This is a genomic window from Anatilimnocola floriformis (assembly GCF_024256385.1).
In the GTDB taxonomy this organism is placed as follows: Bacteria; Planctomycetota; Planctomycetia; order Pirellulales; family Pirellulaceae; genus Anatilimnocola; species Anatilimnocola floriformis.
The window spans coordinates 353261-364106 of the sequence record NZ_JAMLFW010000002.1 but is presented as its reverse complement, the minus strand read 5'-3'; the positions used below and the strand labels follow the sequence as shown (position 1 = coordinate 364106).

Here is a 10846-nt window from a genome sequence, read left to right as displayed (position 1 = left end):
CCGCATATGTGAACCATGCCAACACTGCGGCTTTCCGTATGAACCCCTTCTTACGCGCAGTAAAAGCCAGCTGCGACAATTTGTCGCGTCTGGCAGCTACCGGGGGACGGCCGGGGCAGTAATTGGCTGTCGGCGGTCAGCCGATTCAAAACAACCGGTCCGCAGAAACTCCAGCACATAGCTCCGCACTTGTGGATCATTCATCAACTGTCCGTGCAACAAGTTGACGCACCGAAAATCACAAGCTCCCGGCAAACGCGTTTCGGCGACCGAGACCACCCAGTCGTCATCGCCTGCGATCAGCGGATTCAAACCGCCATCGCTCCCGTTGCCGCCGGCGATAATGCCGAAGTCGCACTTCGGCACGGCTAGTTTGGTCGAAACAGTTTCCCAATCTTTGCTGAGTTGCTTGCCGCTGGGACCGATCACCATGGCGACTACTTTGTTGCCGATGAATCGCTTCGCCAACTCGGCGCCGTTGTTTGGCGGACCGAGCATCACAAACCGCTTGATTCGCGCATCGGGTTTCCACTTCGGCTCCGTGGCCGAGGCTTCACCTAGATAGCGACGAACAATGATGTTTCCCAAGCTATGACAAACGAAGTTGATCTCTTCGGCCCCTTCCAAACCCGCAATGATCTTGGCCAGCGACTCCGCATGCTGATCGATGGTTCGCCGCGTGCTCGCATAGCCCACGTTGACCCACTCATAGTCTCCTTCCTTCTGCAAGAACGCGCCGATCCCTTCCATGGCTTCGCGACTGCGGATCAAACCGTGCAGTGTGATCACCACTTTCTTCTTCACCGGCGGCCAGGCCTCGGCCCGCGCGATCTCGGCGAACTTTTCGTGGCACTGATCATGCGTGCCCCACGCGCGGCGAACATCCTTGTTGTCGAGCAACCGATGATGCCCGCTCATCACGTTCAGCTGCAACCTCCAGCCATTGCGGACCAGTTCATCGCTCCAGAACTGTTCGCCCCCGAGTGTGACCGAGGGAATATTCGGCGGTGTAAATGAAGGGATAGTGAACGTCGGCGCCGGCGGTTTCTCTTGACCCTGCACAGGCGAACCACAGGTCAGCGAACCACTGATCACCAGCAGTCCCCATAGAACCTGTCGAATTAACACGGAATCAGAAAATCGCATTGCCATCCTCGCAATCGCAGGTATTCCACTTGCGCACCCTATTATTAAGCGATGAGCCCCCGCCGACCAGATGATTCCGTGGCGGATGCGTTGCTAGCATCATTCTGACGCTTGTCAGAATTGTTTTCCCGCATCAACGCTTGCTGATTGACTTTGCCTTCTTGCCTCCTACAATGCGGCCAATTGGCTTTCTTTCTCGGGCCGTCGAAGGATCGCAGACCCGCCAGCCACTGTTGCTGTTGCACGCGAATGAACTCGCTGCTTCGGCCATCCTCACCTTACTGACGTTCTGCTTACTTGCGGCGGTGGGCATTGTGCTCGGCTGCCGATTGTTTTCGTTCAGGAGTCTGTCCATGAAGCGTTTGTTCTCGTTGCTCGCCGTTGTTGCGCTCGCTGTCGCCGCTCCGCTGTTCGCCGCCGAACCCGGCGAAAAAGCCCCTGAGTTCAAAGGTCTGAAGGGCGTCGATGGCAAGGAACTGTCCTTGTCCGACGTGAAGGATGCCAAGGCCGTTGTCGTTTGCTTCACCTGTAACATCTGCCCGGTCTCGGTGGCCTACGAAGATCGCTTCGTCGAATTCACCAAGAAGTACAAGGAAAAGGGCGTCGCCTTTGTTGCCATCAACTGCAACACCAAGACTGAAGACCTGGCCGCGATGAAGACCCGCGCCGAAGACAAGGGTTTCAACTTCCCCTATGTGTTCGATGAAAGCGGCAAGACCGCCACCGAATACGGCGCGAAGGTCACGCCGCACATCTATGTGCTCGACGGCACGCGGACCATCCAATACGTCGGCGCGTTCGACGACAAGCCAGTCGCCAAGGACGCCACCAAGCACTACGTCGCCGACGCTGTCGACGCCGTTCTCGCTGGCAAGACCGTCGAAACTGCTACTACCAAGGCCTTCGGCTGCGGTATTCAAAACAAGAAGTAAGAGCGGTTACTGCGCTTACGCAGCTGCTGCATCAATTGCTTGAAAAACAAAGGGCCGGCGTTCGCAAGAACGCCGGCCTTTTTTCGTCAACCACCATCATCCTGCCTCAGAACTCAAAACTCAGCACTACTCACCGCTAGCTCATTGTTGCAATGACAGCGGTTATTCCTAGCAACGAAGGTTACCGCGTTGTAAGGAAGTTCCCCATAGTGCCGGAAATCGCCAAGATTACCAACTTAGCGATTCTGTGTCCTTTGACCAATTCTCTGCCGATACTTAGTAAGCCGGTTAATTGTGGCCGCGCCGCGACCTCGTTCGTGACGCTGCGAAACAATTTCCGCCCGCGCTCCCCGCCGGGTCGGACAGCCGGTTCCCGCCTGCGACGAATCCCACCTGTTCCCACCACGGCAATGATGCCGGCTGACCCCCGGGGCGCGCAATGTTCCACAAAACCTGTATGCCCATACAACTCTGGCTGTCATATTTCAAACGGCCTGCGTTCGCCACGATCCTCGTTGGTATCCTCGCCTTCACGCTGCCTGGCTGCCGCATTCCTGGCCTGTACGGGGCCAAAGAAATGGCGCCGCTGCCGGACACGTACAACGGAGTGGTGACGGAAGAGAACTCGGGCCAGATCGGCATCTATGAGTTCTTTGACGACCCGGTGCTGGCTCAGCTGCTGACGAATGGCCTGGCCTCGAATCAAGAACTGCAGATTCGGAATCAGGAAATCTTCATCGCCAGCAACGAGCTCTATCAGGCTCGCTGGGCTTACCTGCCGTTCATCGATCTGAATGCCTACGGCGGCATGGATCGAACGAGCAAGTGGATGCCACTGGGTGCAGCCGAAAGTCAGCTCTTAACGCCGAACGGCGGCAACTTTTCGGATCCGCTGGGCTATTCGCGCCTCTCGGCCGACTTGTTCTGGCACGTCGATATTTGGCGTCAGTATCGCAACATGCGCAATGCTGCCCTGCAGCGGTACTATGAAGCGATCCAACGCCGGAACTACTTGATCACCCAACTCGTCGCCGAAACGGCTGAGAACTATTACGAGTTGGCCGCCCTCGATAAGCGTTTGCTGTACTTGGATCAGACGATCCAGATTCAAGAGCAAAGCTTGGACGTGGCCGATGCCCAGCTGAAGGCAGCCCGCGGTACGAAGCTGGGTGTTCAACGGTTCCTCGCCGAAGTTCGCAAGAACCAAAGCCAACGCTTGATCGTGCAGCAGCGAATCATCGAGATCTCGAATCAGATCAATTACCGCGTCGGTCGCTTTCCGCAGCCTGTCGAACGTGCCAACTGGGATGTCATCAAGCTCGACTCGCGTCAGATCCAGGTCGGCTTCCCCGCTCAGCTGCTGCTGAATCGCCGAGACATTCAAGCCGCCGAACGTGAGGTGATCGCGTCGGGTCTTGATATTCGAGTCGCTCGGGCCAACTTCTTCCCGAAGCTCGATATCACCGCCAACGTCGGCTTTGAGTCGTTCAACCCGCGCTACTTGTTCACGCCCGATGCGTTGATTGGCCAGGCGATTGGCAACTTGTCGGCACCTGTGGTCAACAAGTCAGCTGTCCGCGCTCAATACATGACTGCGAACGCCAAGCAGTTGCAGGCGATCTACGCTTACCAGCAGACCGTGCTCAATGCGTTCACCGAAGTTACCAACAACGTAGCGAAGGTTGAAAACTATCGCCGCAGCGTTGCGGTTCAACAACAGCAAGTGGTAGCCCTCGAACAGTCGGTCGATGTCGCCCGCAGCTTGTTCCGTGCTCCGCTGGCCGAAGCGTTTGCTCGCGTCGAATACGTCGACGTGTTGCTCGCCACCCGTGACTTGCTCGAAGCTCGTACGCAAATGCTCGAAACCAAACAGCAACAGCTGTCGGGCATCGTCCGAGCCTATCAGGCACTCGGTGGTGGCTTCCTGCTGTCGAACAACGGTGAAGAGTTCCCGCAACTCTTCTGCAGCCCGGTGCAGGTCGAATCGTATGAGGTGATCATGCCCCAAGACCTGATGTTCCCCAGCGATCCGGATGGCGAGAAGGAACTTCTCCCGCCACCTGGCCAGGCTGCTAACGCACCTGCTCCGGCTGCCGCACCGACACCGATGCCAACGCCAGCGGTGAAGTAAGGGGAATGATTGTGCATGCTCGCGGCCGATAGCGGCCGCGAGTGGGGAGGGTGGTGGACTTACGCTCCGACGTACCTCGCATACAGCGACTTCGCTTCGGCGATATCTTCCGTGCCGCTGATCACAGCGCGGCCGTCGGGAAAGATGGTGATCTGAAATTTGTCGATCGTCACTCGCACCAAGTAGCGATTGCGAGTGACGCTCCCCAGCGGCCGAAGCTTCTCTTCCATCTGCTCCAGCGAAATACTCTGCCGATCGGCAAAGCTTAGCTGCACCGAGTTGCGACCGCAGAGAACCGCAGTATGGCTGCCGCGCTCGCCGCTGAGCCAGGGAAACTCTTGGCCGCTGCATGTGGGGCACTTGTCGCTGGCGACGTTTCCCATTTTGATCTGCCGAATGGTCGCATCCCACAGGTCAAAAATGGTCCAAGTTCGGCTGATCGCTTCCGGATGACCGCTGAGAATTTTCAGGGCTTCGCAGCATTGCCACGAGGCGATGATGTTGATGATCGGCGACAAAATGCCAGCCGTATCGCACGTCGGTGAACTTCCCGGCGGCGGCGTATCGGGCATGAGACAACGCAAGCATGGAGTTGTTCCCGGAATGATCGTCAGCGTTTGCCCTTCCGCACCGAGACAGCCGCCATAAATCCACGGCAACTTAAATTTCACCGCGGCGTCGTTCAGCAGATACCGCGTTTCAAAATTGTCGGTGCCATCGAGCAACAGATCGACGCCGTCAAGCAGCCGTTCGATATTCGTGTGATCGAGATCAGCGACATGGGCTTCGATTTCGATTTGCGAATTGATTCGCACTAATCGATTGCGAGCCGCAATCGCCTTCGGCAAACCGGCTGCCACATCGTCTTCGTCGTACAGCACCTGCCGCTGCAGATTGTTCAGCTCAAGAAAATCCCGATCGACAATCCGTAAATGTCCCACTCCCGCGCGCGCGAGTGTATTCGCCTGCACGCTGCCCAGCGCGCCGCAGCCAACAATCAGCACGCGCGATGTGAGCAGCTTCCGCTGTCCCTCTTTGCCCAGCGGCGCAAACCGCCATTGTCGCGCATAGCGGGCGAGATCGGCGGCAGTGTCTTCGGTATCGGCGGCCGGTTCAGTCATTGTTTTCGTTAGCGACCAGCATTACGTGGTGGGTATATTGCGCAGCATCGCCCGTCACAACCCGCGGCGTCAGCCAGGAATTGTGACTTCGAACATTGCTTAGGAATTCAATCTATCATGCCCACGTCTTCAAAAACCTCGCAACGCAAAACCTGGGCTGAGAAACTCGCGCACGAAAAAGGCCTGCCGAAGTTGATCGATGTGAAACCGGGCGAACGAGCGCGCTGGGGCGGCGCGACGATGGTCGTGCCGCGGCCTCGCGACATCGATGCCCTGATGAAACAAGTCACGAAGGGAAAGCTCGTCACGACTACCGAACTCCGGCGGGGCGTCGCCGCCCAGCACGCGACGGAGACCGGCTGTTCGATTACCTGCGGCATCTTTGCCTGGATCGCCGCGCACGCAGCCGAGGAGCAAAGAGTCGCCGGCAGAAAGAGAATCACTCCCTGGTGGCGAACGCTCAAAGCCGGCGGCGAACTCAATCCCAAATATCCGGGCGGCATCGCTGCTCAGCAAAAGCTGCTGGAAGCCGAAGGGCACACCATCGTGACCAAAGGGAAGCGAACGTTCGTCGCCGATTTCGCCGACAAGCTGGTGCAGCCGAAGAATTCGACGGACAATGCAGGGAATAAATAGCCGGCTCGCAACATCTCAAGCGTACCTCTTCACGCTCAGGAGCTTCTCATGTCACTCGCGCTCAGCCGTCTACTTTTGGCTCTCGCTCTCTTCGGCATCTTCGCCCTCACTGGTTGCGATGCAGTGCCGATTTCGAAGCATCCGCTGTCGGATGCCACCGATTCGGTTCTCGACGAGCGACTGTATGGCCAGTGGGATGTGTACAACGATGAAAAGCCAGCCGAAGAGCCCGCGAAGGAAGAGGGCGAGAAGAAGGAGCCAGAGCCCGATCGACTTGGACCAGGGAGGTTCATCTTGGGCAAAGTCGCCGATCAAGAAAAGACGCACGAGCTCGTGACTTATCAAGTAAGCGACATTGGCGTGATCGAAACCAAGCGTCAGCCGTTCTTTGTAACTCGCATCGGTGAGCGGCAGTTCGTGAGCATGAACATGGCCGCTCCTGAGGCAGCGCCGGAGTACGCGATTCTGCGTTATGAGTTTGCCAACGAGAATCGTGTGCTCGTCTACATGCTCGATCGCGATTTCATCATCGCTGCCATTCAGAAGGGCGAACTCAACGGCTCGGTGAAGACCGTCGCGCCCAGCGAAGACCCCAACGCCGTGAAACGCCGCGAGTCGATTCACATCACTGCCAAGGTTGCCGAGCTGCGCGCGTTTCTGAAAAAGCACGACAAGATGGCCTTCACCGCCAAGCATGCACTGCGACTACAACGCGCCGAACAAGGCTAATATTGTCGCCGAATATTCCATGTTCGGTGGTGGCGGTCACAAGCCGAGAACCGCTGGAATAAGCGCTAGCGATATTCCAGCAAGTTCGGCGAGATGAGCGTGCGGTTGTGTGACGCTTCAGACGTCCACGCGCCCAACACCGGAATTTCTTGGAGCTCATTCCTCTGTTCGTGGCAATTTCGACTAAACCCACCGATTTCGGCCATGCAGCCCATGCCGGCGAGAATCGGTGCCGATGATTAGACCACTTCAGCTTCGACGGTCGTCGAGCGAGCCGCGATCAAGCTGTTGATGCTGTTGATGCAGCAGTAAGCCAGAATCAGCAGCACCACCTGATTCACCATCGCAAAGGGCAAGCCGAGGACGGGAATCGAGCTGAGCAACAGCAGGATGCAATAAGTCAGCGCGAGTCCTTCGGGCGCGCGGTGCACGGTCAGGTTGCGCTGCCGGGCATAGCGATTGAAATCTTGAGCCCAGCCCCACCAGGCCTGAAACATCCAGTAGAGGTTGAATAGCGGCACGAACAGCAGCAGCACGGCTACACCGGGCGTGGTTCGCGGCGAGCCATCCTGAATGGAATTCCAGGCCTTGTACATCAAGATCATCATCGGCAAACCGACGCCGATCATCGCCGGCAGCATCGCGGGAAAGATCAGGAAGGGAATTACCTCGCGATCGCGTCCGCGACCGTCAGCAAAAACGATGGCGAGAAACGTCAGCGCGGCGAACGACACCAGCCAACCGAAAACCATCGGGATGAAATACAACACTTTGTGTAGCGGACGCATGGCTGAACTCCAGGAAAGAATCGCGAGGGAAACAACGTGAGACATCGGCCATACCGCCGAGTTGCTCGCCTGTGACACCGCGTCCCAGAGAATCGGTAACTAAGTTGCCGTCAGCAATTTCAGCAGCGTTCGGTTCCCCTCGGGAAACTCATAATGGGCGAGCTCACCCGCCGGCACCCAGCGAAACGGCGGCAGCAGCGGCGCACTTGGATCGATCGGCTCGCAGGCAATGAAGTGCAAGTGAACGGTCGCGTGCGGATATTCCTGCACGCACTCTGGATAGTGCGATACGGCGCGCACGGCCAGGCCGGTTTCTTCCAGGCATTCCCGAATGGTAGCCGCTTCGGGAGTTTCCCCAGCGTTCATCTTGCCGCCCGGAAATTCCCACAACCCAGCTAGCGCAACGCCCTCAGGTCGTTGACCGATAAGAAAACTCCCTGCGCGGGCGACAACAGCAATGGCGATTTGAATGAGTTTGGGTTCGGGCATGAGCCCAGTGTAGCCCTCACGCTCCATTGTCGTCGATCACTCCGTGCTCGATGAATGGAGGTTAACCTACCGCGCCGCCGAAAGAGCTCCGCGACTTTCGGCTGTTTGGCGAGTGGAGGTTACTCGCCAAACCGGAACTTCGCGGAGCTCGTTCCTTTGGCCTGCTGTAGATCCGCCTTAACCGATCGTTTCGGAGAAAACGACGACAAAGGATTAGAACGCACCTTCTCGCAGCAACACCACGCGGACGGTGCTGACCAGGATGTGCAGATCCAACCAGAGAGACCAATTGCGGACGTAGTAAGCGTCGAACTCGATCCGCTGTTCGTAGGTCGTCTTGTTGCGACCGCTGATCTGCCATAGGCCGGTCAAGCCGGGAGTGACGGCAGCGTACTGCTCGTAGTACTCGCCGTACTTTTCGACTTCGGCGTGGACGATCGGGCGTGGTCCGACCAGGCTCATCTCACCGCGGAAGATATTCCAAAGTTGCGGCAGTTCATCGAGGCTGGTCTTGCGAATAATCCGACCGATCCAGGTGATGCGCGGATCGTTCTTCAGTTTGTGATCGGCTTCCCATTCGGCGCGGAGCACGGGGTCTTTGGCGAGTAAATCTTTCAGCACCTGATCGGCATTGGGAACCATGCTGCGGAACTTCCACGCGCGGAAACGACGACCGTGACGGCCGACCCGTTCCTGTGAATAGAAGATCGGTCCCGGCGAACTCAACCGCACGGCCACTGCAATGAAGATGAGCAGCGGCGAAGCGAGGAGCGAACCAAGCGTCACAATGGCCATATCGAAAGCGCGCTTGGTGACAAGCGCCAGCGGCGACAACAGACCAACGTGCATGGCGAGCGCGGGCTGGGCGGCGACTTCGCCAGCCGTGGCCCATAGGTGCGGCATGCCTTGCGATTCGGGAATGACGATCCAGTGGCGAATGCCGAAACCACCGCGCGAGATCATGCGGCGGGTATCGTCATCGAAGTGCGGCGACATCGCGAGCACGGCGGTATCGACATGATTTTCGGCGGCGATCTCGGTCAGATCATCGAATTGGCCGAGATAGCCTTCGATTTCCTGGCAGCTGGCCGGCGACAGCACATCTTCGACAATGCCGACCGGTCGCAGACCGATGGACGAGTGTTTTTGCAACCAACGATAAGTGAGCAAGCCGCGGCGGCTGCCGCCGACGATGATCACGCGCTTGCCCCACCAGTTGGTGCGGCCAGCAGTCAAGCGCACAACCGCGCGATAGAGCGGCGCGACGAAGGCAAACACCAGGCTCGAGAAAATCAAGCAAGCACAGGCCCCTTCCGAAACGCCGGGCATGGCAAACAGAATCGTGCCAAGCAAGCAGATCGTTAGCAGGCTGGTGATGACCATCACGCGCAGTTCCGCGGCGGGTCGCAACTGCAAGCTGCGATACAAGCCTTGAGCTTGCAGGCCCAGGAACATCGCAGCCGTGTAACCAATGGCGAGTCGCGCCGAATCCATGTTCAGCCAGCCCCACGCATCGCGGAACCAAGCTACACCAATCGCAGCCATCGTCAAACCAGTGAGAATGGCACATACATCGGCCAGCACGAGGATGGCTGTCGTCGGCCAGCCATTACGCGTTCCGCGCGAGGGCAGCGGCGTTGAGACCGGCAGTGACTCGTCCACTTTGGGACGAATCGACTTTTGTTGTTGCGAGCGCAAACGGGGCGTTCGCTCTGACAGAGCACCGAGTTCTTCTGGGGTCATAATCTTTGCGCGCGATCGCCGATCACCATCAGCCAAACCACCCGAATTACCGGGCGAGGGAGAGGCCAATTGCCTGGGTGGTGACAAGTTGTCGCCGCTACTCCGTGTGGATAACCAAGCTGACAACCGACGCGAAATCCCAGTGGGAGAGGGACTTCTTCGCGATGGAGGCGGGGCAGGCTATCGAGGGGAAATGGAGGAAAAATTTGCGGGGAGGGCAATCTGGGACGGTTTTAGGTTAATTTGACGGCTAGGGACTGTCTAGGCTTTGGAGGGTAGGCTGAGCCGCAATCTGGCATTTTCACGCCACCGGGTGGCTTATCTCCGCCAGATGGTTTTCGGACTAGACATCGCTAGCGATTACGGGCGAAAATTCATCCCAGATTGCCCGCTCTCCAACAACCAAGCCCTTCTCATGACCCGCGACGACTTCGATCTCGATAGCCTGGCCAAATATCTCCACCTGCTTCCCTCACAGGTGCAGCGAATGGCCGAGCGCGGCACCGTGCCCGGCCGGCGCCACGGCGGTGAATGGCGGTTCTCGCTGGCCGAAATCCACCATTGGCTTGAGGACCGGATCGGGGCTGCGGATGAGAAAGACCTGCAAAACGTCGAAGGGGTGCTCAACCGAGCGGCCAGTGATCTACAGCCGCCGGTGCGAATCGTCGAAATGATGCCCGCCGCGGCCATCGCCCTGCCGCTGGAATCGCGGACCCGCAGCTCGGTGATCGACGACATGTGCGAACTGGCCGCCAACTCGGGCTATTTGTGGGATCCCGAGAAAATGGCCGAAGCCGTACGGGCTCGCGAAAACCTCCACCCCACGGCCCTCGAAAACGGCATCGCCCTGCTGCACCCGCGCCGGCCGTTGCCGCAGATACTCGCCCAGCCCCTCATCGCCTTCGGCCGCACCGGATCGGGCATGCCCTTTGGCGCCGAGGGTGGCCAGCTGACGGACCTATTCTTTTTGATTTGCTCGGTCGACGACGCCAGCCATCTGCGAACGTTGGCTCGCCTCAGCCGCTTGATCGGTTCGGCGGGATTCATCGAAGCGTTGCGATTCTCAGAAACACCCCAAGATCTGCTCGCCGAAATGAGCCGCTTGGAATTGCTCCTGCCGGAGTAACTTTT

General features: G+C 58.2%; 10 protein-coding genes. 5 read left to right on the top strand and 5 right to left on the bottom strand.

The window, feature by feature from the left end; genetic code table 11:
• Positions 1-96: 96 nt before the first annotated feature.
• Positions 97-1146, bottom strand: coding sequence for an esterase/lipase family protein (locus M9Q49_RS26235; protein WP_254512257.1), 1050 nt, complete (start codon positions 1144-1146; stop codon positions 97-99).
• Positions 1147-1499: 353 nt separating this feature from the next.
• Here M9Q49_RS26235 and M9Q49_RS26230 point away from each other — a divergent pair, with 353 nt between their 5' ends.
• The gene (locus M9Q49_RS26230) at positions 1500-2078 is read left to right on the top strand and encodes a thioredoxin family protein (RefSeq protein ID WP_254512256.1); all 579 of its coding nucleotides are present in this window, start codon (positions 1500-1502) and stop codon (positions 2076-2078) included.
• A gap of 457 nt (positions 2079-2535) precedes the next feature.
• Positions 2536-4209 (top strand): TolC family protein, encoded by a 1674-nt coding sequence (locus M9Q49_RS26225; RefSeq protein WP_254512255.1) that lies wholly within the window; start codon positions 2536-2538, stop codon positions 4207-4209.
• 59 nt (positions 4210-4268) lie between these two features.
• Here M9Q49_RS26225 and M9Q49_RS26220 read toward each other — a convergent pair whose 3' ends face one another.
• Positions 4269-5330 carry a ThiF family adenylyltransferase gene (locus M9Q49_RS26220; protein ID WP_254512254.1) on the bottom strand — a complete coding sequence of 354 codons (1062 nt, stop codon included), beginning with the start codon at positions 5328-5330 and terminating at the stop codon, positions 4269-4271.
• A 117-nt stretch (positions 5331-5447) separates the two neighbouring features.
• On the opposite strand from M9Q49_RS26220, the gene M9Q49_RS26215 reads away from it, so the two are divergent.
• Positions 5448-5966 (top strand): MGMT family protein, encoded by a 519-nt coding sequence (locus M9Q49_RS26215; protein ID WP_254512253.1) that lies wholly within the window; start codon positions 5448-5450, stop codon positions 5964-5966.
• A gap of 48 nt (positions 5967-6014) precedes the next feature.
• Positions 6015-6695, top strand: a complete 681-nt coding sequence (locus tag M9Q49_RS26210) for a hypothetical protein (RefSeq protein WP_254512252.1) — start codon at positions 6015-6017, stop codon at positions 6693-6695.
• Positions 6696-6934: 239 nt separating this feature from the next.
• Here the strand turns inward: M9Q49_RS26210 and M9Q49_RS26205 are convergent, their stop codons facing one another.
• The 3 genes from M9Q49_RS26205 to wbaP form a co-directional block, all read right to left on the bottom strand.
• A complete protein-coding gene (locus M9Q49_RS26205) occupies positions 6935-7483 on the bottom strand; it encodes a hypothetical protein (protein WP_254512251.1) in 549 nt (182 codons plus the stop codon).
• Between the two features lie 99 nt (positions 7484-7582).
• A complete protein-coding gene (locus M9Q49_RS26200) occupies positions 7583-7972 on the bottom strand; it encodes a (deoxy)nucleoside triphosphate pyrophosphohydrolase (RefSeq protein ID WP_254512250.1) in 390 nt (129 codons plus the stop codon).
• Positions 7973-8185: 213 nt separating this feature from the next.
• The gene (gene wbaP, locus M9Q49_RS26195; protein WP_254512249.1) at positions 8186-9715 is read right to left on the bottom strand and encodes an undecaprenyl-phosphate galactose phosphotransferase WbaP; all 1530 of its coding nucleotides are present in this window, start codon (positions 9713-9715) and stop codon (positions 8186-8188) included.
• Positions 9716-10130: 415 nt separating this feature from the next.
• Between wbaP and M9Q49_RS26190 the strand changes: the two genes are divergently transcribed.
• Positions 10131-10841 (top strand): PTS sugar transporter subunit IIA, encoded by a 711-nt coding sequence (locus M9Q49_RS26190; RefSeq protein WP_254512248.1) that lies wholly within the window; start codon positions 10131-10133, stop codon positions 10839-10841.
• The last annotated feature ends 5 nt before the right edge of the window (positions 10842-10846 follow it).

Excerpts from the sequence above, each read along its gene's own strand:
- M9Q49_RS26235 (WP_254512257.1), bottom strand. The coding sequence starts at position 1,146 with ATGCGATTTTCTGATTCCGTGTTAATTCGACAGGTTCTATGGGGACTG.
- M9Q49_RS26230 (WP_254512256.1), top strand. The coding sequence starts at position 1,500 with ATGAAGCGTTTGTTCTCGTTGCTCGCCGTTGTTGCGCTCGCTGTCGCC.
- M9Q49_RS26225 (WP_254512255.1), top strand. The coding sequence starts at position 2,536 with ATGCCCATACAACTCTGGCTGTCATATTTCAAACGGCCTGCGTTCGCC.
- M9Q49_RS26220 (WP_254512254.1), bottom strand. The coding sequence starts at position 5,330 with ATGACTGAACCGGCCGCCGATACCGAAGACACTGCCGCCGATCTCGCC.
- M9Q49_RS26215 (WP_254512253.1), top strand. The coding sequence starts at position 5,448 with ATGCCCACGTCTTCAAAAACCTCGCAACGCAAAACCTGGGCTGAGAAA.
- M9Q49_RS26210 (WP_254512252.1), top strand. The coding sequence starts at position 6,015 with ATGTCACTCGCGCTCAGCCGTCTACTTTTGGCTCTCGCTCTCTTCGGC.
- M9Q49_RS26205 (WP_254512251.1), bottom strand. The coding sequence starts at position 7,483 with ATGCGTCCGCTACACAAAGTGTTGTATTTCATCCCGATGGTTTTCGGT.
- M9Q49_RS26200 (WP_254512250.1), bottom strand. The coding sequence starts at position 7,972 with ATGCCCGAACCCAAACTCATTCAAATCGCCATTGCTGTTGTCGCCCGC.
- wbaP (WP_254512249.1), bottom strand. The coding sequence starts at position 9,715 with ATGACCCCAGAAGAACTCGGTGCTCTGTCAGAGCGAACGCCCCGTTTG.
- M9Q49_RS26190 (WP_254512248.1), top strand. The coding sequence starts at position 10,131 with ATGACCCGCGACGACTTCGATCTCGATAGCCTGGCCAAATATCTCCAC.